The sequence below is a fragment of the Pengzhenrongella sicca genome (genome assembly GCF_017569225.1).
GTDB lineage: Bacteria > Actinomycetota > Actinomycetes > Actinomycetales > Cellulomonadaceae > Pengzhenrongella > Pengzhenrongella sicca.
Genome location: NZ_CP071868.1, coordinates 4,372,188 through 4,395,128, shown reverse-complemented (window position 1 = coordinate 4,395,128; position 22,941 = coordinate 4,372,188). Strand labels below are relative to the sequence as shown.

Sequence of the window (22,941 nt, the reverse complement as noted above, 5' to 3'; positions counted from 1 at the left end):
ATCCCTGCACCGCTCGTTCCTGGTCGGTGCGCTTCCCCTGAAGTAGTTGGAGAGACTCGTGACCAAGCGGACGTTCCAGCCGAACAATCGGCGCCGAGCGAAGACTCATGGTTTCCGCTTGCGGATGCGCACACGCGCAGGCCGCGCGATCCTTGCCGGCCGTCGCCGCAAGGGCCGCGCCGAGCTGTCCGCCTGACCCGAGCGGGTGCTTCCCGCCGCGCACCGGATGCGCCGTCCCGCTGAGTTCGAGCGGGCGGTGCGCCGAGGTGCGCGTTGTGGGCGCCAGTCGCTGGTTGTTCACGTCGCTGAGCAGATGAATCCCGGGCCGGTGCTCGTCGGTTTCGTGGTGTCCAAGGCCGTCGGCAACGCGGTCGTCCGCAACTCGGTGAAGCGCCGCCTGCGTGGGGTCGTCGGAGAGCGCATCGGTCAGCTCCCGACGGGAGAACTCGTTGTCGTGCGCGCACTGCCGGTGGCGGCAGACCTCAGCTCCCGTGTCCTCGCCGCGGACTTCGACGCAGCCCTGATCGGTGCCCGTCGCCGGCAGCTTGCAGGACGACGGTGATGGCCGGATCGTGCGCCCGGCTCGCGCTCCCGATGGCGGCGGCGCGGACGTGACGGTTCATCACCTGGTTCGTCAGGGGGCGCGGGTCCCCCAACTCACGGTGCTGCTCCTGCTGCGGGTGTACCAGCGCGTCGTGTCACCGCTCTCCGGGCCAAGCTGCCGGTTCTACCCTTCCTGCTCGTCCTACGCGGTGCTCGCTGTGCAGCGCCACGGAGTACTCCGGGGAGGTCGCCTCGCGGTGTGGCGGGTGCTGCGCTGCAACCCATGGAACCCTGGTGGGGTCGACGACGTTCCGCCTGGCAGGGATTCGGTTCACCCCAGGCACGACTGACCACGAGCCTTCGCGGGCGCCATGACCACTTCAGTGACGTGAGGGAAAGCTTCGATGGATTTCTTCAAGATTCTCTACCCGATCGAGTGGGTGGTCGCCTGGCTCATGTACCTGGCGCACACCGCGTGCACCTGGATCGGGTTGGACCCGGCGTCTGGCCTGGCCTGGGGCCTGTCGATCGTGGTGCTCGTGATCATCATGCGCATCATCCTGATCCCGCTGTTCTTCAAGCAGATCAGGGCCTCGCGCGGCATGCAGATGCTCGCGCCGGAGATGCAGGCGATCCAGAAGAAGTACAAGGGCAAGTCGGACCCCGCCTCCCGCGAGGCGATGAGCCGCGAGACGATGGCCCTGTACAAGAAGCACAACACGAACCCGTTCTCGTCGTGCCTGCCGATCCTCGCGCAGTCCCCGATCTTCTTCGCCCTGTTTCGGGTGCTCACCAACCTCGATGAGATCGCGAGCGGCGCCCGCGACCCTCTCGGGCCGATCAATGCCACGGTCGCGGCGCAGGCCGAGCAGTCCACCATCTTCGGGGCGCCCCTGTCGTCGACCTTCATGACCGCGGCGACGTCGGCGGACCCCACCGCGACGCGGATCGTCACGATCGCGCTGATCGTCGCGATGTCGGCGACGACCTTCCTCACCCAGCGCCAGCTCACGATGAAGAACATGCCGGCGTCTGCCCTCGAGGGGCCGATGGCTCAGCAGCAGAAGGTGCTGCTGTATATCCTCCCGCTGGTGTTCGCCTTCTCGGGCGTCAACTTCCCGATCGGTGTGTTGCTGTACTGGACGACCACGAACCTGTGGTCGATGGGCCAGCAGTTCTACACGATCCGGCGCATGCCGACCCCGGGCTCGCAGGCTGAGCGGCTGATGCGGGAGCGTCGCGCTCGCAAGGGCAAGGCGGATCCGAGCGGCCCGCAGGACACCGGCGCAGGTTCGGCCGTCCTCGAGCTCCCCGAGGCGAAGGGTCAGCGCGTGCAGCCGGTACGCAAGGACCGCGTGCGGACCAAGCCCCCGACCGGGGCCCCGCGGGCCGCCGGGACGACCGCGTCATCGTCGGGTCCGGAGCGAGCCGGCGCTGCGGGAACGACCGCGGCGCGCAAGGCCGCGCGGCCGAAGCCCGCCCCGGGGACGAAGCCCGCTGCGGGCAAGACCGCCGCCCCGAAGTCGGCCGCGTCGAGGTCGGCGACGTCGAAGACGAACGGATCGAAGCAGGCGACCTCGAAGCCGGCAGATCCCGGCTCGACAAAGGCGACGCCGTCGGGCGGAGCGACCGCGACCGGAGGCGCGCCGGTGCAGGATGTGTCGGGCGACGAGGCCCCGCCGTCGGCGCCGATCAGGGGCAAGAAATGACCGCGGCCGGTTCGCCGGTCACCAGGTGTGAGCACGAGGAGCTGGCATGACTACTTCCGCTGAGCACGACAGCGTCGTGACGAACGACGGCGCCGGGACGAGCACGACCGCACAGCCGATCACGACCGCACAGCCGAGCGCGTCCGCCGTCGCGAGTGACGCCCCCGTGGCGAGCGATGATGCTCCCTCGGCCAGCGCGGACGACGTCTCGACGGTCGTGCGCGACGCGAGCAGCGCGAAGAGCCTCGAGGAAGAGGGCGAGATCGCGGCCGACTACCTCGAAGAGCTGCTGGACATCGCGGACCTCGACGGCGACATCGAGATCGACGTCGACCACGGGCGCGCGGCGGTTGAGATCCTCGGCGAGGACGGCGCGGAGCGCTCGCTGCGTCGCCTGGCTGGCGCGGAGGGCGAAGTCCTCGACGCGCTGCAGGAGCTGACCCGGCTCGCGGTGCAGGCGAAGACGGGGGAGCGCAGCAGGCTCATGCTCGACGTCGCCGGATACCGGGCGGGCCGCCGGGCCGAGCTCGTCGAGGTGGCGGGCGCGGCGATCACCGCGGTTCGCGCGAGCGGGTTGCCGCTCGCCCTGGACCCGATGAACCCGTTCGAGCGGAAGGTCGTGCACGACGCCGTCGCGGCCGCCGGGCTTGCGAGCGACTCGGACGGCATCGAGCCGCTTCGCCACGTGGTCGTTCGGCTCAGCTGAGCACGGCCGGCCCCGCCCGGCGTTCCACGTGAAACAGGCGCACCGCGCCGCGGGCGCGGTGACAGGCAGTGACCGCACCACCAAGGAGCATTGACGGTGACGAACGTGGACGGACCCAGCGCGATCGATCAAGACGAGGTCGTGGCTGACGTCGACGGCGGTGCCCCCGAGGTGGTGGCGCCCGCGGAAGCCGATGCCGCGCCCGACCCCTTGACCGACGACCCGCGCCTGATCGAGTACTTCGGCGAGGTGTACCCGGTGCTCGCGCGGTTCCACGCCCTGCTCACGGAGCAGGGCGTGCTGCGCGGGCTGATCGGCCCGCGTGAGGCGGCGAAGCTCTGGGAGCGGCACATCCTTAACTCGGCCGCAGTCGCGCCGCTGCTTCCGTCGACGGGCAGGCTCGTCGACGTCGGGTCGGGTGCGGGCCTGCCAGGGATCGTGCTCGCCGTGATGCTCCCGGAGGTCGAGGTCACTCTCCTCGAGCCGATGGAGCGTCGCATCGAGTGGCTGCGCGAGGTGGTCGAGCACCTGGGGCTCACGAACGTCGACGTGCGACGCGGCCGGGCCGAGGACCTCCACGGCGAGCTGCAGGCAGATGCGATCACCGCCCGCGCGGTCGCCCCGCTCGACCGACTCGCGCGCTGGACGCTCCCCCTGTTGGTCCAAGGAGGCGTGCTGATCGCCCTGAAGGGGCGACACGCGGCGGAAGAAGTCGAATCGGCCAAGTATGTCATCAAGAAGTTGGGCGGCGGCGCGGCCCAGATCGTCGAGGTCGGCACTGTCGACGGCGTGGATATCACGACCGCGGTGCGGGTGGTGCGCGAGACTGTGCGGGGAAGCGCGGGGGCGCGAGCCGCCTCGAAGCGGACGCAGGGCTCGAGCTCGGGCCGCGGCGGCAGCGGCACCCGGGGAGCGACTGCGTGACGGGAGACACGGTGCAGAGAGCAGGGGGAGAGGACTCGGGTTCGCGGGCCGGCGTTTCACGTGAAACATCCGGGACGCGAACCGCGACCTCACGTTCGCGCGCGGGACAGCAGTCGGCGGCACCCACTCGGCCGCCCGTTCCCTATCGCGCCATCGCGTCACACGACGCGGCCGCCGTTCCACGTGAAACATCCGGGTCTAGCCAATCCGCGCCGCTCCCGGTCGCCGCCTCAGGGGCCGCGGCAATCGTGTCGGCGGCCGACGCGGCGCTGTCGGCCGATGACGCGCGACGCGCGGAGCTAGTCAGTAGCCTGCCGCAGTCCGACCCCACGGACTCGCCACTGCTCGCGCAGTTGGCTCTCGACGCACGGCGACGGATCGAGCTGAGGGGCCGGAAGTATCCGCGGCCCGAGTCCACACGGGTGCTTACGGTGGCGAACCAGAAGGGCGGCGTCGGCAAGACGACAACCGCCGTCAACCTCGCGGCCGCGCTCGCCCAGTCGGGGCTCAACGTCCTGGTGATCGACAACGACCCGCAGGGCAACGCCTCGACTGCGCTAGGGATCGAGCACCGCGCAGGAACGCCCTCGATCTACGAGGTGCTCGTCGAGGACGCCCCGCTCGGCGGCGCCGTGCAGCGGTGCCCGGACATCCCGCGCCTGCTCTGCGTGCCCGCGACGATCGACCTGTCCGGCGCCGAGATCGAGCTCGTGTCGATGGTTCCACGTGAAACACGGCTGCGCGCGGCGTTGGAGGCGTATCTCGCCGACCGGGACGAGAGCGGGCAGGATCGGATCGACTACGTCTTCATCGACTGCCCGCCGAGTCTTGGGCTGCTCACGGTCAACGCCTTCGCGGTCGCGCGCGAGGTGCTCATCCCGATCCAGTGCGAGTACTACGCCCTCGAGGGGCTGAGCCAGCTGCTCAAGACGATCACGCTCATCCAGTCGCACCTCAACCCTGAACTTCAGGTCTCGGCAATCCTCTTGACGATGTTCGACGGACGCACGAACCTCGCACAGCAGGTCGTCGAGGAGGTCCGCACCCACTTCCCGGACCTGACGCTGCGGACGACCGTTCCCCGGTCGGTGCGTGTGTCTGAGGCTCCGAGCTTCGGTCAGACGGTCATGACCCACGACGCCGGATCCAGCGGGGCGCTCGCGTATCTGGAGGCGGCGAGGGAGCTGACTGAACGCGATCCCGCGCGAGTATCGGGCGCGAGCGCGACCGCAGACCGCACACCGAGCACGGAGGAGCACTGATGAGCGAGAAGCGACGCGGCCTGGGCCGGGGGCTCGGCGCGCTGATCCCCTCGGGATCAGACGGCGAACGGCCCGTTGATGTCTTCTTCCCGCCGCGCGGCAACGGCGCTGCCGGCACCCAGGGCCCGCCCGCGTGGATCAAGGCCGCCCCGAGCGCCGGCGAGGCGTCGGAATCGGACGGCGGCGCTGGTGGCGTCACGACGATCGCGCCGCCGGCGGCGGCCGAGGTCGCTGCGGCGTCAGTCGAGCCGTCAGTCGAGCCGTCAGTCGTGCCTCCCAACGACTCCGCCGCGGATCCTGACGGCCTGCTCCCGGTGCCGGGCGCGCGGTTCGCCGAGCTCGCGGTGGGCTCGATCCGGCCGAACGCTCGGCAGCCGCGCACCTCGTTCGACGAGGAGGCGATGGCCGAGCTCGTGGAGTCCATCCGGGAGATCGGCGTCCTGCAGCCGATCGTCGTGCGCGCGGCCCCGGGCGAGGACGGCACCACGTACGAGCTGATCATGGGCGAGCGGCGGTGGCGGGCGACCCAGGCCGCCGGGCTCGGCGTCGTGCCGGCCATCATCCGCGACACCGACGACGCGGACCTGCTGCGCGACGCCCTCCTGGAGAACCTGCACCGCAGCAACCTCAACCCGTTGGAGGAGGCGGCGGCGTATCGCCAGCTGCTCGACGACTTCGGGTGCACCCACGAGGAGCTCGCGGCGCGGATCTCGAGGTCCCGCCCGCAGATCTCCAACACCCTGCGCCTGCTCCGCCTGCCGCCGCTCGTGCAACGTCGCCTCGCGGCCGGCGTGCTCTCGGCCGGGCACGCCCGGGCCCTGCTCGGGCTCACCGACGGGGCGGCGATCGAGCGGTTGGCCCAGCGGATCGTCGCGGAGGGCCTGTCGGTGCGGGCGACGGAGGAGATCGTCTCCCTCGGGGGCGACCTCGCGCCGGCACCGGTGGCCAGGCGGGCGCGCGCGGGGGAGCGGAACGAGGCGCTGGACGACCTCGCGACCCGGCTGTCGGACCGGTTCGAGACAAAAGTCAAGATTGCCCTCGGGAAGAGCAAAGGAAGGCTCACGGTTGAGTTCGCCTCAGTTCAAGATCTCAACCGCATCCTCGAAACGCTCTCCCCGCAGGATCCGGGCCTGCTCAAGCGCTGAGGTCCGCCAGCGCGACCTCGACGAGATCGCGGTACAGGGTCGGGAGGTCGTGGCCGCCGGCGACCGCGGCCTGGGGCAGCAGCGACGTCTCGGTCATCCCGGGCGCGACGTTCACCTCGAGGAACTGCGGTACCCCGTCGCCGTCGAGGATGAGGTCGGTGCGCGAGATGTGCCGCAGGCCGAGGGCTCGATGGGCGGTGACGGCGACCTCGGCCACGGCCGCCGCCTCGCTGGCCGTCAGCCGGGCCGGGGCGAAGTACTCCGTGCGGCCGGGGTTGTAGCGCGCGTCGTAGTCGTACGGGCCGTCGGTCACGATCTCCACGGCGGGCAGCGCGCGCGGGCCCGCCGCGTCCGTGATGACGCTCACCGCCAGCTCGCGGCCGACGACGGCCTGCTCGATCAGGGCCGTGTCGCCATATGCGAACGCGTCGACCATCGCGCGCGGCAGGTCGGCCGGGTCCTGCACGAGCGTCACGCCGAGGGCCGATCCGCCGTGTGACGGCTTGACGACCAGCGGCAGCGCGAACCTCCGCAGCAGCGCGGCGAGCACCCGGCCGGCACCGAGCTCGCGAAACAGGCTCTGGGGAAGCGTCACGAAGTCCGGCGTCGACAGGCCGGCGCGCGCGGCGACGGTCTTGGCGATCGGCTTGCTCCAAGCCACGCGGCTCGAGCGCGGTCCGGTGCCGAGGTACGGCAGCCCGAGCAGCTCCAGTACGTCCCGGACCGAGCCGTCCTCCCCGCTCGCCCCGTGCAGCAGCGGCCAGACGAGGTCGGGCCCCGCCTCGGTGAGCGCGGCGATCAGGTCGGCGTCGACGTCGTGGACGCTGACCTCGATCCCGGCCGTCCGCAGGGCGTCGGCGACCCGGCGGCCGGAGCGAAGCGAGACGTCCCGCTCGTGGGACAGCCCGCCCGCCAGGACGACGACGACACGCGCGGACGTTTCACGGCGCGAGGTCGCGGCGGGCAGGGCGGTCACGGGGTTCCTTACTGGGGGAAGGTCACGGCGGAAGTGCGTGGGGAAGGATCTGTGGTCCTGAGCCGGCTCAGGCTAGGTCGGGGCCGGGCTGCTGGACGCCCAGGGGCCCGTGCGGGTCCGAGACGCCGAACAGGGACACGAGCTCGCTCTCGCCGGCGACGACGCCCGCCAGGCGGCGCACGCCCTCGCGGATGCGGTCGGGGGTGGGAAAGCAGTAGGACAGGCGCATGTGGTCCCCGCCCTGGCCGTCGGCGTAGAACGCCGTGCCGGGCACGTAGGCCACCCGCGCGGTCACTGCGCGAGGGAGCATCGCCTTGGCGTCGAGCCCGGCCGGGAGCTTGACCCAGGTGTAGAAGCCGCCGTCCGGCACGGTCCACGTGGCCGAGGGAAGGTGCTCGGCGAGCGCGCCGACCATCGCGTCGCGCCGCTCGCGGTACAGCTCGCGGAATGTCTTGATCTGGCCGCGCCAGTCACACGTGGACAGGTACGCGGAGATCGCGAGCTGGGACGCGCTCGAAGGGCACAGGATCGCCGACTCGCTGGCCAGCACCAGCTTCTCGCGCACCGCGTGCGGCGCGACGGCCCAGCCGACGCGATACCCGGGCGCGAACGTCTTCGAGAACGAGCCGAGGTACACGACGCCGTCGGCGTCGAGCGAGCGCAGCGCGGGGATCGGGTCGCCCTCGAACCCCAGCAGGCCGTACGGGTTGTCCTCGAGCACGAGGACCCCGAAGCGGTGGGCGATCTCGAGGATCTGGGGCCGGCGCGAGGCCGAGAGCGTGACGCCCGCCGGGTTGTGGAAGTTCGGCACCGTGTACAGCAGCTTGACGCGCCGGCCCGCGCGGGCCAGCGCCGTGAGCGTCTCTTCGAGTGCGGCCGGGATCAGGCCGTCGGCGTCGAGCGGGACGTGCACGACGTCCGCCTGGGCCGCGCGGAACACGCCCAGCGCCCCGACGTAGGTGGGCGCCTCCGCGACGACGACGTCGCCCGGGTTGACGAAGATGCGCGTGACCAGGTCGAGCGCCTGCTGCGAGCCGGTGGTGACGACGACGTCGTCGGGGTGGGCGTCGATGCCCTCGAGGTGCATCACGTCGAGGATCTGTTCGCGCAGCGTCTCGTCGCCCTGCGCGGAGCCGTACTGGAGCGCCGTCGTGCCGCGCGTGGCGACCAGGCGCTGCGAGAGCTCGCCCAGAACGCCGAGCGGGAGCCCTTCGAGGTACGGCATCCCGCCGGCCAGCGAGACGACTTCGGGCCTGTTGGCGACGGCGAACAGCGCGCGGATCTCGGAGGCGCGCATGCTGTGCGCCCGGTCGGCGTACGCGTCGAGCCAGGGGTCGAGACGCGTGCCCTGGGCGGTGGGCGGCGTCGCGCCCACCGCGGGGGTCTCGGGAGTCATGCCTCGAGTCTCCCACGCAGGCCGCCCGGTTCCGGGCACCGGCGTGGATCCGCGCCGGTCAGCGGGCCGCGAGCAGCCTGTCGATCGTGGCGGCGAGCTCGGGCTTCGGCCGGGCCCCGACGACGGTCGAGGCGATGTCGCCGTCGGTGACGAAGTACATCGTCGGGATCGACGCGATCCCGTAGTCGGCCGCGACGCGGGGGTTCTCGTCGGTGTTGACCTTGACGATCTTGACCTTGCCCGCGTACTGCACGGCGAGCTCGTCGAGGATCGGGGCGACCTGGCGGCACGGGCCGCACCAGGGCGCCCAGAAGTCGACGATCACGAGCGGGCTGTCGGACTCGAAGACCTCCGCGCGGAAGGTCGCGTCGGTCGCGTGCACCGCGGCGCTCATCGGGCCGCCTCCAGCGCCGGGAGCTCGGCGAGGTAGTGCTGGGCGTCGAGGGCCGCGGCGCAGCCGGAGCCGGCCGCGGTGATCGCCTGCCGGTAGGTGTGGTCGACGGCGTCGCCGCACGCGAAGACGCCGGGCAGGCTGGTCTCGGTGGTGCGCCCGGCGACGGTGATGTAGCCGTTCTCGTCGAGGTCGACCTGGCCCACGAGCAGCTCGGTGCGGGGCAGGTGCCCGATCGCGACGAACACACCGCCCGCGGCCACCTCCCGCTCAGCGCCGGTACGCGTGTCGCGCAGCGTGACCCCGGAGACCTTGCCCTCTCCGTGGATCGCGGCCACCTCGCTGTGCCAGGCGAAGTCGATCTTGGGGTCGTTGTAGGCCCGGTCGGCCATGATCTTCGACGCCCGGAGCTCACCCCGGCGGTGCACCATGGTGACCTTCGCGGCGAAGCGGGTCAGGAACGTCGCCTCCTCGACCGCGGAGTCGCCGCCGCCGACGACGAGGATCTCCTGGTTGCGGAAGAAGAACCCGTCGCACGTCGCGCACCACGAGACGCCGCGCCCGGACAGGCGCTTCTCGTCGGCGAGACCGAGCTCGCGGTAGGCCGAGCCCGTCGCGAGGATCACGGTGCGCGCGGTGAACGTGTCGCCGTTGCCGGTGCGCACCGTCTTGATCGGCCCGCGCAGGTCGAGCTCCGTCGCGTCGTCCCACAGGACCTCGGCGCCGAACTTCTCGGCCTGCTTCTGCATGGCCTCCATGAGCTCCGGGCCGAGGATGCCCTCGGGGAAGCCGGGGAAGTTCTCCACCTCGGTCGTGTTCATGAGCGCGCCGCCCGCGGTCACCGACCCCGCGAGCATGAGGGGCGCACTGCCGGCCCGGGCCGCGTACAGCGCGGCCGTGTAGCCGGCGGGTCCAGAACCCACGATGATGACGTCCCGCAGGCGCTGCCCGCCGGCGTCGCTCGGGTCGGGGCCGACGGCGGGGCCGGTCGGCTCGATGCGGACGTCTGTCTGCTCGCTCACGTCAGATCCTTCGTTGGTGCGGAGTGCGGCCCGGGGACCGCCGTGGGAAGAACGAAACACGGCGGAGTTCTGTTCCGGCGCAGGCGTCGTGGCCGGGGTCGGCGTCAGGTTTCAGGACACCGCGACGTCGGCGAGCTCGATGCGGTTGCTGCCGTCCGCCGTCTGCGGCAGGGCGGTGAACCACAGGACGAGGTTCTGGGTCTCGGTCGGGGCCGAGAGCGTCAGCACGGTGCTGGCGCTGAGCGGACCCTGGGCGAGGACGTCCCCGGCGGTCGGGTTGGCGGGGTCGGTCGCCCGGACCTCGACCATGCCGCCGGTGCCGTTCACCTGCAGGGTCACGGTGGTGACGGTCGCGGGTGCGGCGAGGTTGATCCCGAACCCGACGCCCGGCTTGAGCCCGGCGAAGTCGGCCGACTTGTACGTGCGGGTGAACCACGCCGTGGTCGGGTCGCCGTCGATCGCCAGCGGGGCGGCCTCGGGGTGCTCGTTGTCGTCCCCGCCCGGCGGGGGGTCGATCATCTGGGCGGAGGCGATCGCGGGGGCGGCCGCGGCCGCGTCGGGCGCGGCCGGCTCTTCCGCGGCGGGAGCCTGGGCGGGCGCGCTCTCCGGTGCGGTTGCGGCGGCGGACGCGACGTCGCGGCCCGGCTCTGGGGTCGACGTCGGGCTGGTGAGCGCGCGGAAGGCGAAGATGAGCCCCAGGACTACCGCGACGACGACGATGGCGAGCACGAGCTTGGTCGGGTCGAACCGCTTCGTGACGATGGTCTCGCGCGCCGCCACGAGCTCGTCGAAACCGCGCGGATGGTGCGCGGGCGCGGGCGTCGGGGTCGGGGTGCGCGGTGCGGGGGTCGCGGTCCGAGCGGCAGCGGGCGCCGCAGCGGGCGCCGCCGCGGGGCGAACCGAGGTCCGCCGCGGCGCGGCGCTCGTGGGGGCCGGCCCGGCGGCGGGTGTCGGCGGCGTCGGCAGCGAGGCCGCGCCGGTTGCCGGGCGCAGGACGCGGGTCGCGTCGGCGGGTGCCGCCGGGGCCGCGGGCGGCGTCGTCGGCGCGGTGGGCGGCGCCTCGGCCGAGCCAAACGTCGAGGTGCGGGCGGGGGAGGCCGGCGGCGGCGTCCCGGGCCGGGCGGCGGTCACCGGGGCCTGGCCGGCGAAGATCGAGCGGACCGACGTGCGCCGCACCGCCGGGGGGGCGGCGTCGGCCCCGATCGGGGGCTGGTCCTGGGGCTCGGGCGAGGTGGTGCGGTCGGTGGTGACGGTGCTCTCCGAAGGGTGGGTGCCGGCGGGATCGCCGGACAGCGGCCGGGCGGTGGCCAGCCGGGCGGCGGGGGTCGCCGCCGTCGGCGCGGTGCGTGGGCGGGTGGTCGCGGCGAGCAGGCTGGCGGCCTGGATGTTCCCCCAGGGCTCGAGCTCGAGCACGAGCTCGGCCGGGCTGTGCGGGCCGTCGTCGTGCGAGCCGAGCGTGACGGCGCAGAGGGTGTCGAGATCGTTGGGGATCCCCGCGACCAGCTCGGTCGGGGCGACCGCGACGCCGCCGACGACGGGGGCGGCGGGCAGCTCGGGCACCACGGGGGCGTCGGCGCTCGGCACCTCGTAGCGGGCCCCGGGCCAGCGGCCCGTCAGCGCCGCGTAGAGCAGCGCGACGAGCGCGACCGTGTCGGCCCGGGTCGTCGAGCGGGCGTCGCCGAGCCCCTTGCCGAGCAGGGCGCCGTCGACCGCGAGACCCGTGAGCAGGACGCGGTTGTCCGAGCCAAGGTGGAGCACCGACGGGCGCAGGGCGAGGTGGTGGACGCCGCGCCGGCGGGCGGTCTCGAGCGCGCTCGCGGCCTCGCCGATGATCGCCCGCGCCTGGTCGGCGGGCATCGGGCCGCGCGCGACGAGCTGCGCGAGCGACGGCCCGGTGACGGGCTCGGTCACGAGGTACGAGATGCCCTGGTGCTCGCCGACGTCGAGGACGCGCACGAGGCGGGGGTCCGTGACCAGCGCGGCCCGGCGCGCGGAGTCGAGCGCCTGGGCCACGTGCCCGTCGGAGAGGATCGCGATCCGGACCGGACGGTCGAGGATCTGGTCGTTCCCCGCCCAGGCCGTCGCGCCGGCGAGGTCGGAGGCGATCGGCTGGAACATCCGGTAGCGGCCAGCTAAGAGCGTTCCGCGTCCGACCGTGCCGTCCACCTGGCCCCCTTCGCTCGTCACATGCGTGCGGCCATGCTACGCGGAGCGGTGCAGCCGGCGGAGCATCGGGCGCACCAGGTCGTCGAGCTCGCGCACGCGCATGAGCGTGAGCAGGCCGCCGTACGCTGCGGTCATGCCGGCGCCGACGCCGACGCAGAGCACGAGCGAGCGCACGATGCCGTCCGACGGGCCGACCGCGTGCACGACGGCCCAGCCGGCCGCCGCCGCGATCGCGGCGGCGAGGCCGGCGCGCACGTACAGCCGCAGCACGCGGCTGGCGTCGACGCCGCGCAGCCGGCGGCGCAGCACGACGAGCGCCACGACCGCCCCGATCGCGTACGAGACGCTCATCGCGAGGCCCGCGCCGGCGACCCACAGGCGCGGCTCCGCGACGGCCTGCGCGGCCAGCGCGCCACCCGCGACGACCGCCGCCATCGCGACCTGGATGGGCACCATCGACCGCGCGTCGGCGTAGGCGTAGAACACCCGCTGCGCCATCGACCAGGCGCCGAAGGCGGGCAGCCCGGCGAGCATCACCACGATGACGGTCGCCAGGGCCGAGGCCTCCGCCGTCGTCAGGCCGGGGGAGAGCACCCGCACGAAGGGCACGGCCAGCACCATCAGCACCGCCGCCGCGATGATGGTGAACAGCCCGACCGTGCGCAACCCGAACGACAGGTCAGCGCGCACGGCGGGCACGTCGCCCGCGGCGGCGCGCGCGGACAGCCCGGTGAAGAGCGCGGTGAGCAGCGAGACGGTCACGAGCGAGTGCGGCAGCATGAAGACGAGAAACGCCAGGTCGTAGATGGCAGGCCCGGCGGCCGCCGCGCCCGGCTCGACCGCCGCGGCGACCGCGCTCGCGACCCTCGTCACGACGATGATGCCCAGCTGCCCGACGACGAGGCCGACGAAGGTCCAGGACGCGACCCGGCCCGCCTGCCCGAGCCCCACGCCACGCACGCCCCAGCGAGGGCGGTACTGGAAGCCGCTGCGCCGCAGCGGGATGAGCAGGACGAGTGCCTGCGCGATGACGCCGAGGGTCGTGGTGCCGGCGAGCAGCGCGACCTGAGCGCCGGTCCAGGAGGTCGGGTCGTGGGTCAGCGCCGGGTTGTCCCGGGACAGCCCGTTCACCGCGATGAACACGCCGATGCCGGCCATCGCGACGAGGTTGTTGACCACCGGCGCCCACATGAGCGGGCCGAAGCTGCCCTTCGCGTTGAGCACCTGGCCGACGAGCGTGTACAGGCCGTAGAAGAAGACCTGGGGCAGGCACCAGTAGGCGAACAGCACCGCGAGAGCCGTCTGCTCGGGTTTCATGTCGGTGTAGACGGCCACGAGCAGCGGTGCGCCGAGCGTCAGCGCCGCCGCGAGCGCCGCGAGCAGCACCCCGCCGAGCGTCAGCAGCCGGTTGACGTACTCGTCGCCGTCCGCGCGCTGGTAGGCCCGCACGACCTGCGGGACGAGCACCGCGTTGAGCACGCCGCCCGCGATGAGCAGGTACAGGATGTTCGGCAGCTTGTTGCCGACCGCGAACGCGTTGGCCGCCTGGCCGGAGGCGCTGATCGCGTACACGAGCAGCGCGCCGCGGACGAAGCCGAGGACGCGCGAGGCCGCGGTCCCCGAGGCCATGAGCGACGTGTGCCGGCCCAGGTTGGTGCGCGCGGACGCCGCGGTCACGGGAACGCCGGCGACGGGCGCGTCGTCGTCGGCCGGCGGCACGCTCACGGGAACTCCCTCGGGTCGGCGATCCGGGCGATCTCGGCCTGGCTCGCGCCACGCCGGGTCGTCTGGCCGCGTCGGATGGTGCGGACGATGCCGAACACGAAGGCCAGCGCGAGCACGCCCGCGACCACGCCCGTACCGATGTTCTCCCAGTCGGCGCGGATCCGGACGGTGAACCGTTCGGGCGCGGAGATCGCGGTGCCGTCGGGCGCGAGCAGCGTGACCGCCACGCGCGCGTCCCCGCTGCCGACGGCCTGGAACGGGACCCGAGCCTGCACCTCGGAGTTGGCCGGGACGAGCATCGTCTCGGCGGCGTCGGCGACGAGCAGCCGGTTCTCGGCGGCGAGCGACACCTGCACCGTCACGTCCTGGTCGAGGTCGTTGCGAAGGCCGATCGGCAGCGTGCCGGACTGGGAGATGACGTTGAGCGAGCTGCCCGGCACGACGGAGACGGAACCGGTCACGCCCGTGAGGTCGGCGACCACGGACCGGACGACGCCGGCGCGCCCGGCTGCGTCGGCCCGCCAGGCGACGGAGGCGGGGGCGAGCACCCGCTCATCCGCGTCGGCGGTCAGCGCGGCGGGATCGGCGACGATCGCCGAGAACACGCCGAGCGTGTCGCGGGCCGACGTGAGGCTGCGGACCGACCCGGCGGGCAGCTCCGGCTGGGCGGGCGCCGCCGCCGGCAGGGCGGCGCGCTCGACGCCCGGATCCGCCGTGCCGATCAGCGTCGACACCGGCGTGGGCGTGATCCACGGCGCCGCGGCGAGCGCGGCGAGCTGCGCGGACGCGGTCGCGACGTCGGGTTCCCAGCCCCGTGCGGGCGCGAGGAACAGGTGTCGGGGGTCGCTCGGGCGTTCGTGCGCGACGACCGCCGTCTCGGAGAGCATCCGCTGCGCCGCGGTCGCGGGGGTGGACTCCGCGGGATCGGTCAGCATGGCCGTCAGGGCCGGGTCCGTGATCAGCGCGGCCACGCCCCCGGTCGGGGTCGCGACGGTCGCGCGGCCGGTCGGGGTGTAGGTCAGGTCGACCGCCGCGAGGCCGTCGGCGACGACGACGGCGCGGGCGCCCGTGGCGGCGGCGAGGTCGACCGTCGCCTGGTCGGGGATCGGGTTGGCCGGCCAGGCGAGGTCGGTGCGCGGCGGGGTTCCGAGCAGAGGAAGCGCGGCGGCGTTCGACAGGCCGGCAGCGGTCTGCGCGAGCGTGGGGGAGGCGGCGTGCGCGAGCGCGCCGAGGTCGGGGTCGAGCCAGCCGAGCGCGAAGACGTCGCGCCCCGCGGCCGTGCCGGTGAGGCGGTTCGCGCGGAACACCGCCCCGGCGTTCGGGCTCGAGGTGCTGTCGGCGCTGTCGGTGCTGTCGGCGGCGTCGGTGGTCGCCGCCTGGGTGGCCAGGCCCGCCAGCAGGGCGGGGTCGACGACCCAGCCCGCCTGCGGGAAGGCCTCCGTCACGTCGAGCATGTCGTCCACCCGCGCGACGGCGGCCGGGGAGGCCGGCGTCGCGTCGGTCGACGAGTCCGGGTCGACGGCGTCGCCGGTGAACGGCAGCGCGACGCTGAGGCGCGTCGTGGTGACCTCGTCGGCGGGGTACCACAGGGCGAACGTGCGCTCGAGGCCGCGCCGGCTGCCGGCGTCGGTCACCTCGACCGAGATGCCGCGCGGCCCCCACGACGTCTGCGCCGACGACAGGCGCAGGGCGGCCGCGGGCACGGTCAGCTCGACCTCCGTCTCGGCGCCCGCGGCGAGCGTGCCCTCGAGCGTCAGTTGCTGGACCGGCGTGCCCGCGGGGTCGGTCGGCTCGGCGTCCGACCACGCGCTCAGCTCGCTGCGCGTCGACAGCAGGAACCGGCTGATCCGCACCGCGACCCGCGGGTCGGCGATCTCGCCGTCGCTCGTGTTGCGGATGGTCGCGCGCACCACGAGGTCGTCGCCGGGCCGGAGCACCTGCGGGGAGACCTGCGTGATGGCCACCTGCACGGGCAGCGCGTCGGCCGCGTCGTCGTCCGTGGTGGACGGCGCCGGCGACGGCGTGGCGGCCGCGGCCGGATCCGCGGCGGCGGCCACCGGGGCGGGCTCGGGCGCCGCGTCGGCGGCGAGGGGGTGCAGCGCGGCGCCGGACAGCAGGAGTCCCGCCGCGAGGAGGGTCGTGACGAGGACGCGCAGGGGTCCGAGGCGGCGGGGCCGCGCGGCGCGCCGGGGAGCGGCGGTCATGCCCCGCTGACGAGCACGAGGCGCGCCGCCTCGGCGAGCCGGCGCTCGTTCGGGTAGGCCAGGCGCTGGGGCAGCTCGGTCAGGGCGACCCACTCGGCCACCTCGGCCTCGCCGTCGGGGTCGCCCTCGACGCTCAGGGTGCCCCCGAGCGCGTCGAGCAGGAAGTGGTGCACGACCTTGTGGACGCGGCGGTCGTCGCCGGTGAACCAGTAGTCGACGACGCCGAGGCGGCGCACGACCTGCCCGTTGATCCCGGTCTCCTCGGCGATCTCGCGGACCGCGGCCTCCTCGGGCGTCTCCGCGCCCTCGAGGTGACCCTTCGGCAGGCACCACTCGAGCCGGCCGGCGCGGTTGCGGCGCGCGATGACGGCCGCGAAGTGCACGTTCGCCACGACGCGAACGACGAGCCCGCCGGCCGAGGTCTCGTCGACAACGGGAAGGCTCGGCGCGACGGCGCGGGCCGCCGAGGGGTCGATGCGCAGGGCATGACCGCCGGGTGGCGCCGGCACGCCGGGCGTGCGTGGGGTCGGCGCGACGCTGGACATGCGGCAACTCTAACGACCGGCCGCACTGGCCCGCGCCGACATCTGGCAGGCTTGGATGTCGTGCCCACGATCGAGAACCCCGCCGAGCCCGTCGAGCCGGCGCCGGGAGCCGCCGCCGCCGAGCCCGCCGAGGCGGCCGCGCTCGACGCCCTGCGCCGGCGAGCGCTCGAGGTCCTGACCTCCCTGGCGCCCGCGGCGCTCGAGCTCGGCGAGGCGTTCCGCGCCGCCGGCCACGAGCTCGCGCTCGTGGGCGGCCCGGTCCGGGACGCGTTCCTCGGGCGGACCAGCGCGGATCTGGACTTCACGACCTCGGCCACCCCCGACCAGACCCAGGCGCTCCTGGCGACCTGGGGCGACACCCACTGGGACATCGGCCGGGCGTTCGGGACGATCGGCGCGGCGCGCCAGCGCGGCGGCGAGCACACCATCGTCGAGGTGACGACCTACCGGACGGACGCGTACGACGCGTCGTCGCGCAAGCCCGAGGTCGTGTTCGGCGACACGCTCGAGGGCGACCTGTCCCGCCGCGACTTCACCGTGAACTCCATGGCGGTCCGGCTGCCGGAGCTGACGTTCGTGGACCCGTTCGACGGCCTCGCCGACCTCGCGCGGGGGACGCTGCGGACCCCCGTCGCGGCGCGGCAGTCCTTCGACGACGACCCGCTGCGGATGATGCGCGGGGCGCGGTTCGTCGCGCAGCTCGGCTTCACGCTCGACGACGCCGCACGCGCCGCGATCGAGGACATGCACGAGCGCATCACGATCGTGTCCGCCGAGCGCGTGCGGGACGAGCTCGTCAAGCTGCTCATGTCGACCCGCCCGCGGCGCGGCCTCGAGGTGCTCGTCGACACCGGCCTCGCCGACCACGTGCTCCCCGAGCTGCCGGCGCTGCGCCTCGAGATCGACGAGCACCACCGCCACAAGGACGTCTACCAGCACTCGCTCCAGGTGCTCGAGCAGGCGATCGCGCTGGAGACGGGGCCGACCGGCGCCGTGCCCGGGCCAGACCTCGTCCTGCGGCTCGCCGCGCTGCTGCACGACGTGGGCAAGCCCGCGACGCGCAGGTTCGAGGACGAGGGGGGCGTCAGCTTTCACCACCACGAGATGGTCGGGGCCAAGCTGGTCGCGCGCCGGCTCCGGGCGCTCCGCTTCGACAAGGACACGGTCCGGGCCGTCGCCCGGCTGACCGAGCTGCACCTGCGGTTCCACGGGTACGGCGACCGGTCGTGGACGGACTCGGCCGTGCGGCGGTACGTCACCGACGCCGGCCCGTTGCTCGAGCGCCTGCACCGGCTCACGCGCTCGGACTCCACGACGCGCAACCGGCGCAAGGCCGCGCGCCTGTCGGCCGCCTACGACGACCTCGAGGTGCGCATCGCGGTGCTGCGCGAGCACGAGGAGCTCGCGGCGATCAGGCCGGACCTGGACGGCGCGCAGATCATGTCGATCCTGGGCATCGGGCCGGGCCCGGTGGTCGGCGCGGCCTACGCCTTCCTGCTCGAGCTGCGGATGGAGCGCGGGCCGCTGCCCGAGGAGGCGGCGCGTGCGGCGCTCGTCGAGTGGTGGGACGCACGGCCGCACGAGGGCGCGCCGCCGCAGTAGCGGGCGGGTCAGGCGGTCGCGAGCGACGCCGTCGTCGCCCGGGACCGGTGACCGTACACGGCCGCGGTCGCGAGGTAGGCGAGGGCGAGCAGGGCGAAGACGGCGCGCGAGTAGCCCGTGTCGGGCAGCACGAGCGCCGCGAGCGCCGCCGCGCCGACGAACGCCGCGTTGTAGAGCACGTCGTACAGGGCAAAAGCGCGCCCCCGAAACGCGTCGTCGGTGTCCCGCTGGACGATGGTGTCGACCGCGATCTTGGCGCCCTGGGCCGCGAGGCCGAGGGCGAGCGCGCCGGCGAGGAAGGCCCACCGGGAGATCGTCAGGGCGAGCAGGACCTGGCTCCCCGCAGCGAGGGCGAGGCACCCGACGATCCAGGCGTGCGGGCCGGTGCGCGGGCTGAGTACCGGGGTGAGCACGGCGGCAAGGGCGAATCCGATCGCGGAGGCCGCGAGCACCGCCCCGAACGTGCGCAGGCCCGCGGCGGCGTCGGCCGGGTCCTCGAGCAGGTTCCGGCTGATCAGGATGCTCGCGATGAACACGACACCGTAGAGGAAGCGGTGGGTGGCCATCACCGCGAGGGCGCGCGCGGGCGTCCCGCGGCCGCGCAGGTGCCGTGCGCCGTCGGCCAGCCCGTGGGCGAGCGTCCGCACCGAGCGCCACAGGGCGGCACCGTCGGCGCGCCGGTCGGGGCCGAGCAGGTCGGGGGGCATCCGGGTCGCCAGCGCCGACGCCGCCGCGAACACCAGCCCCGCGACGGCCAGGACGGCGGCGTCCTTGCCGCGACCCGGCTCGAGCAGGAGGCCGAAGGCGAAGCCGATCGCGCCGCCGACGCCGGCCGCGGTCGCCCCGAGGGTGGGGGTGAGCGAGTTGGCGGTGAGCAGCAGCGGCCCGTCGACGACGCGCGGCAGCGAGGCGGACAGGGCCGAGAGCAGGAAGCGGTTGATCGACAGGGTGACGAGCGCGAGCACGTACACCGCGGGCCCGACGCCGCCGGTCAGCAGCAGCAGGGCGATCGTGAGGGTCAGCCCGCAGCGCACGAGGTTGCCCAGGAACAGCACCTGGCGCCGGCGCCACCGGTCCAGGAGCACGCCCGCCCAGGGGCCGACCAGCGTGAACGGCAGCAGCAGCACCGCGAACGCGGCGGCGACCCCCGCGGCGGTGCTCGCGTTCTCCGGCGAGAAGAAGAACAGGGTCGCGAGACCGACCTGGAACATCCCGTCGCCGGTCTGGCTCGTCAGGCGGACCGCGAAGAGCCGGCGGAAGTCGGGGAGCCGCAGGAGCCGCTTGAGGTCCTCGATCACCTGCATCGCGCCAGCGTAGCCGCCGCCCGGCCCGCCCCGAACGAAGGCCAGGCATGCCTTACCGCCCCCACGGATTGTCGCGTTTCAGGTGACTCGTCCGACGGCGGCGGGGGCGGCCGGGCGCACGTCACACCCTTGCGGTGCCGGCCGGGACCATCGGCCCAGGGGCCCTGGCAGCCCGCCGCGACCATGGCAGGAGTGTGTTTGACCCCGTTGTACCCGAGAGGACGCCCGATGACCGCTCCATCGACACAGGCCCAGTCGACCGGCGGCGTTCCTCGCCGCTCTTTCCTGGCGTGGTCGGGCGTCGCGGGCGGCGCCGCGGCGCTCGTCACGAGCGGCGCGCACTTCGGCGTCCTGCCCGGCGTCGGGGCCGCGAACGCGGCGCAGGCGACGAGCGGCGCGGGCGCCGACCGCACGGTCTGGTCCTCCTGCAACGTGAACTGCGGCTCGCGCTGCCCGCTGCGCATGCAGGTCAAGGACGGGCGGATCGTGCGCATCCTGCCCGACAACACGGGCGATGACGAGATCGGCACGCAGCAGATCCGGGCCTGCGTGCGCGGCCGGTCGATCCGGCACCGCATCTACAACCCGGACCGCCTGAAGTCCCCGATGAAGCGGGTCGGCAAGCGCGGCTCGGGCGAGTTCGAGCAGATCAGCTGGGAGCAGGCGTTCGACGAGATCGCGGGCACCGTGACCCGGCTGATCAAGGACTACGGCAACGAGTCCATCTACCTCAACTACGGCACCGGCACCCTCGGCGGGACGATCACCCGCAGCTGGCCGCCGAGCGACACCCCGATCGCGCGCCTGATGAACTGCGTCGGCGGGTACCTCAACCACTACGGCGACTACAGCTCGGCCCAGATCGCCGGCGCCGCGACGTACCAGTACGGCGGGTGGATCGGCTCGAACAGCTTCGACGACGCGAAGAACGCCCAGCTGCAGATCATGTTCGGCAACAACCCGCTCGAGACCCGCATGAGCGGCGGCGGCGAGACGTTCGTGACCCAGCAGACGAAGAAGCTGCACAACGTCCGCACGCTCGTCATCGACCCGCGCTACTCCGACACCGCGCTCGGGCTCGCCGACGAGTGGGTCGCGCTCCGGCCGGGCACCGACGCCGCGCTCGTGGCCGGCCTCGCGTTCGTCATGGTGCGCGAGGGCCTGCACGACCAGGCGTTCCTGGACACCTACGCCGTCGGCTTCGACGAGGAGCACCTGCCCGCCGGGGTCCCGGCCGGCAGCTCCTACCGGAGCTACCTCACCGGCGACGGGCCCGACGGCGTCGCGAAGACGCCCGAGTGGGCCGCCGGGATCACCGGCGTCCCCGCCGCGACGATCACGCGGCTCGGGCGCGAGATCGGCGCCGCACGCCCCGTGCACGTCACGCAGGGGTGGGGGCCGCAGCGGCACGCCAACGGCGAGAACCAGGCCCGCGCGATCTTCACGCTCGCCGCCCTGACGGGCAGCGTCGGCGTGCCCGGGGGTGGCACGGGGGAGCGCGAGAGCTCCTACGGGCTCGCCATGGCGAACCCGTTCGTCAGTGAGAACCCCATCGAGACCTCGATCTCGTTCTTCACGTGGACCGACGCCATCGAGCGCGGCGCCGAGATGACGGCGCTCGCCGACGGCGTGCGGGGCAAGGACAAGCTCGACGTCCCGATCAAGATGGTCTGGCAGTACGCGGGCAACGCGCTGACCAACCAGCACGGCGACATCAACCGGACGGCCAAGCTCCTCGCCGACGACTCGCTGTGCGAGATGATCGTCGTGATCGACAACCAGATGACGGTGTCCGCGCGGTACGCGGACATCCTGCTGCCGGACGTGTCGAACGCCGAGCAGCTGGACATCATCCAGCAGGGCAGCGCCGGCAAGATGGGCTACACCATCGTCGCCGACCAGGTCATCGAGCCGCTCTACGACTGCAAGACGGTCTACGAGATGTGCACCGAGATCGCCGACCGGCTCGGGGTCAAGGAGCAGTTCACCGAGGGCAAGACCCAGGAGGACTGGGTCCGCCAGACGGTCGAGGAGTCCCAGCCCGACGTCCCCGGCCTGCCGGGCTTCGACGAGCTGCGCGAGATGGGCGTGTGGAAGACCGCGAGCCCCACCGACAGCGGGAACGTCGCGCTCGAGGACTTCCGGGCGGACCCGGTCGCCAACCCGCTCGAGACGCCGTCGGGGAAGATCGAGATCTTCTCCCAGCTGCTGTGGGAGATGGCCAAGACCTGGGAGCTGCCCGAGGGCGACAAGATCACGGCCCTGCCCGAGTACGTCGCGACCTGGGAGGGCGCCGAGGCGGCGCGCGCCGACACCAAGCACCCGTTGCAGGTGATCGGGCACCACTACAAGCAGCGCACGCACTCGACGTACGGCAACGTCGACTGGATGCAGGAGGCGCACCCGCAGCGGGTGTGGATCAACTCCCTGGATGCGAAGGCGCGCGGGATCGAGAACGACGACCTGGTCGAGGTGTTCAACGACCGCGGCCGGATCCAGGCGCCGGCCCACGTCACGACGAGGATCGCGCCCGGGGTGATGTCGGTGCCGCAGGGCGCCTGGTACGCGCCGGACTCCACCGGCCTCGACAAGGGCGGCTCGATGAACACCCTGACGAGCTGGCACCCGTCGCCCATCGCCAAGGGCAATGCCCAGCACACGACGCTCGCGCAGGTTGAGAAGGTGTCCAAGTGAGTCCGGTGGATGTGAAGCTCGGGTTTTCGTTTGATCAGTCGTTGTGCACGGGGTGTAAGGCGTGCTCGGTGGCGTGCAAGGACAAGAATGATCTGCCGGTCGGGATCTCGTGGCGGCGGGTGGTGGAGTACTCGGGTGGGTCGTGGCAGCAGGCTGGGGACACGTTCACCCCGAACGTGTTCTCGTACTACACGTCGATCTCGTGCAACCACTGCGAGGACCCGATCTGTGTGCGGGTGTGCCCGACCACGGCGATGACGCAGGGCCCGGACGGGGTCGTGAGCGTGGACGCGGACAAGTGCGTGGGGTGCCGGTACTGCGAGTGGGCGTGCCCGTACTCCGCCCCGCAGTTCGACCCCGCGTCCGGGCACATGACCAAGTGCGACCTGTGCGCGGACTACCGCGCTGACGGCCAGGACCCCGCGTGCGTGGCCGCGTGCCCCTCGCGGGCGCTGGGCTGGGGCCCGATCGACGAGCTGCGCGCGGACCTGGGTGACCTGGCCGGCGTCGAGCCGCTGCCCGACCCCGCGATCACCCGCCCGCGCCTGGTCATCACCCCCCACCGCGACGCGCAACCGACCGGCACCGGCACCGGTGCGATCGCCAACCCCGAGGAGCTCTGAGTCC

20 protein-coding genes are annotated in these 22,941 nt (G+C 73.3%); 11 read left to right on the top strand and 9 right to left on the bottom strand.

The genetic code is table 11. The annotated features are described in order from the left end of the window. Positions 1-58: 58 nt before the first annotated feature. From rpmH to J4E96_RS20095, 8 genes are all read left to right on the top strand, one after another. The gene (gene rpmH / locus J4E96_RS20130; protein ID WP_034620737.1) at positions 59-196 is read left to right on the top strand and encodes a 50S ribosomal protein L34; all 138 of its coding nucleotides are present in this window, start codon (positions 59-61) and stop codon (positions 194-196) included. Positions 197-205: 9 nt separating this feature from the next. Further along, positions 206-562 carry a ribonuclease P protein component gene (gene rnpA / locus J4E96_RS20125; protein WP_227423791.1) on the top strand — a complete coding sequence of 119 codons (357 nt, stop codon included), beginning with the start codon at positions 206-208 and terminating at the stop codon, positions 560-562. Further along, complete coding sequence (yidD, locus tag J4E96_RS20120; RefSeq protein WP_319637716.1) at positions 528-893, top strand: membrane protein insertion efficiency factor YidD; 366 nt, start codon at positions 528-530, stop codon at positions 891-893. The genes rnpA and yidD overlap by 35 nt, the downstream gene beginning before the upstream one ends. A gap of 54 nt (positions 894-947) precedes the next feature. Beyond that, on the top strand, positions 948-2,252 hold the full coding sequence (yidC, locus tag J4E96_RS20115) for a membrane protein insertase YidC (RefSeq protein ID WP_227423790.1): 1,305 nt from the start codon (positions 948-950) through the stop codon (positions 2,250-2,252). Positions 2,253-2,298: 46 nt separating this feature from the next. Beyond that, positions 2,299-2,958, top strand: coding sequence for a Jag family protein (locus tag J4E96_RS20110; RefSeq protein ID WP_406620140.1), 660 nt, complete (start codon positions 2,299-2,301; stop codon positions 2,956-2,958). Positions 2,959-3,054: 96 nt separating this feature from the next. Next, positions 3,055-3,882 carry a 16S rRNA (guanine(527)-N(7))-methyltransferase RsmG gene (rsmG, locus tag J4E96_RS20105; protein WP_227423789.1) on the top strand — a complete coding sequence of 276 codons (828 nt, stop codon included), beginning with the start codon at positions 3,055-3,057 and terminating at the stop codon, positions 3,880-3,882. A 311-nt stretch (positions 3,883-4,193) separates the two neighbouring features. Next, on the top strand, positions 4,194-5,144 hold the full coding sequence (locus J4E96_RS20100; protein WP_319637785.1) for a ParA family protein: 951 nt from the start codon (positions 4,194-4,196) through the stop codon (positions 5,142-5,144). Further along, positions 5,144-6,289: a ParB/RepB/Spo0J family partition protein gene (locus tag J4E96_RS20095; protein ID WP_227423788.1), complete on the top strand. Its 1,146-nt coding sequence runs from the start codon at positions 5,144-5,146 to the stop codon at positions 6,287-6,289. Before J4E96_RS20100 ends, J4E96_RS20095 begins: the two co-directional genes overlap by 1 nt. Here the strand turns inward: J4E96_RS20095 and J4E96_RS20090 are convergent. From J4E96_RS20090 to J4E96_RS20055, 8 genes are all read right to left on the bottom strand, one after another. Then, a complete protein-coding gene (locus J4E96_RS20090) occupies positions 6,279-7,265 on the bottom strand; it encodes a D-alanine--D-alanine ligase family protein (RefSeq protein WP_227423787.1) in 987 nt (328 codons plus the stop codon). The genes J4E96_RS20095 and J4E96_RS20090 overlap by 11 nt on opposite strands. A 67-nt stretch (positions 7,266-7,332) precedes the next feature. After that, positions 7,333-8,661 carry an aminotransferase-like domain-containing protein gene (locus tag J4E96_RS20085; protein WP_227423786.1) on the bottom strand — a complete coding sequence of 443 codons (1,329 nt, stop codon included), beginning with the start codon at positions 8,659-8,661 and terminating at the stop codon, positions 7,333-7,335. Between the two features lie 58 nt (positions 8,662-8,719). Continuing rightward, the gene (gene trxA, locus J4E96_RS20080; RefSeq protein WP_227423785.1) at positions 8,720-9,055 is read right to left on the bottom strand and encodes a thioredoxin; all 336 of its coding nucleotides are present in this window, start codon (positions 9,053-9,055) and stop codon (positions 8,720-8,722) included. Further along, a complete protein-coding gene (trxB, locus tag J4E96_RS20075) occupies positions 9,052-9,993 on the bottom strand; it encodes a thioredoxin-disulfide reductase (protein ID WP_227425846.1) in 942 nt (313 codons plus the stop codon). Before trxB ends, trxA begins: the two co-directional genes overlap by 4 nt. 192 nt (positions 9,994-10,185) lie before the next feature. Continuing rightward, positions 10,186-12,240 (bottom strand): protein kinase family protein, encoded by a 2,055-nt coding sequence (locus J4E96_RS20070; protein ID WP_227423784.1) that lies wholly within the window; start codon positions 12,238-12,240, stop codon positions 10,186-10,188. A 36-nt stretch (positions 12,241-12,276) separates the two neighbouring features. Next, complete coding sequence (murJ, locus tag J4E96_RS20065) at positions 12,277-13,965, bottom strand: murein biosynthesis integral membrane protein MurJ (protein WP_227423783.1); 1,689 nt, start codon at positions 13,963-13,965, stop codon at positions 12,277-12,279. Beyond that, positions 13,962-16,169, bottom strand: coding sequence for a DUF6049 family protein (locus J4E96_RS20060; RefSeq protein WP_227423782.1), 2,208 nt, complete (start codon positions 16,167-16,169; stop codon positions 13,962-13,964). Before J4E96_RS20060 ends, murJ begins: the two co-directional genes overlap by 4 nt. Next, positions 16,166-16,714: an NUDIX hydrolase gene (locus J4E96_RS20055; RefSeq protein WP_227423781.1), complete on the bottom strand. Its 549-nt coding sequence runs from the start codon at positions 16,712-16,714 to the stop codon at positions 16,166-16,168. Before J4E96_RS20055 ends, J4E96_RS20060 begins: the two co-directional genes overlap by 4 nt. A 60-nt stretch (positions 16,715-16,774) precedes the next feature. Here J4E96_RS20055 and J4E96_RS20050 point away from each other — a divergent pair, with 60 nt between their 5' ends. Further along, positions 16,775-18,316, top strand: coding sequence for a CCA tRNA nucleotidyltransferase (locus J4E96_RS20050; RefSeq protein WP_406620137.1), 1,542 nt, complete (start codon positions 16,775-16,777; stop codon positions 18,314-18,316). Positions 18,317-18,324: 8 nt separating this feature from the next. Here the strand turns inward: J4E96_RS20050 and J4E96_RS20045 are convergent, their stop codons facing one another. Continuing rightward, positions 18,325-19,620, bottom strand: coding sequence for an MFS transporter (locus tag J4E96_RS20045; protein ID WP_227423780.1), 1,296 nt, complete (start codon positions 19,618-19,620; stop codon positions 18,325-18,327). Between the two features lie 228 nt (positions 19,621-19,848). Here J4E96_RS20045 and J4E96_RS20040 point away from each other — a divergent pair, with 228 nt between their 5' ends. Next, positions 19,849-22,314: a DMSO/selenate family reductase complex A subunit gene (locus J4E96_RS20040; protein WP_227423779.1), complete on the top strand. Its 2,466-nt coding sequence runs from the start codon at positions 19,849-19,851 to the stop codon at positions 22,312-22,314. After that, positions 22,311-22,937 (top strand): DMSO/selenate family reductase complex B subunit, encoded by a 627-nt coding sequence (locus J4E96_RS20035; protein ID WP_227423778.1) that lies wholly within the window; start codon positions 22,311-22,313, stop codon positions 22,935-22,937. Before J4E96_RS20040 ends, J4E96_RS20035 begins: the two co-directional genes overlap by 4 nt. Positions 22,938-22,941: the final 4 nt, after the last annotated feature.

Bases quoted from the DNA above. Each gene is read 5' to 3' on its own strand.
- J4E96_RS20110 (WP_406620140.1), top strand. From the start codon at position 2,299: ATGACTACTTCCGCTGAGCACGACAGCGTCGTGACGAACGACGGCGCC.
- yidC (WP_227423790.1), top strand. From the start codon at position 948: ATGGATTTCTTCAAGATTCTCTACCCGATCGAGTGGGTGGTCGCCTGG.
- J4E96_RS20095 (WP_227423788.1), top strand. From the start codon at position 5,144: ATGAGCGAGAAGCGACGCGGCCTGGGCCGGGGGCTCGGCGCGCTGATC.
- J4E96_RS20040 (WP_227423779.1), top strand. From the start codon at position 19,849: ATGACCGCTCCATCGACACAGGCCCAGTCGACCGGCGGCGTTCCTCGC.
- J4E96_RS20045 (WP_227423780.1), bottom strand. From the start codon at position 19,620: ATGCAGGTGATCGAGGACCTCAAGCGGCTCCTGCGGCTCCCCGACTTC.
- trxA (WP_227423785.1), bottom strand. From the start codon at position 9,055: ATGAGCGCCGCGGTGCACGCGACCGACGCGACCTTCCGCGCGGAGGTC.
- J4E96_RS20085 (WP_227423786.1), bottom strand. From the start codon at position 8,661: ATGACTCCCGAGACCCCCGCGGTGGGCGCGACGCCGCCCACCGCCCAG.
- J4E96_RS20055 (WP_227423781.1), bottom strand. From the start codon at position 16,714: ATGTCCAGCGTCGCGCCGACCCCACGCACGCCCGGCGTGCCGGCGCCA.
- J4E96_RS20060 (WP_227423782.1), bottom strand. From the start codon at position 16,169: ATGACCGCCGCTCCCCGGCGCGCCGCGCGGCCCCGCCGCCTCGGACCC.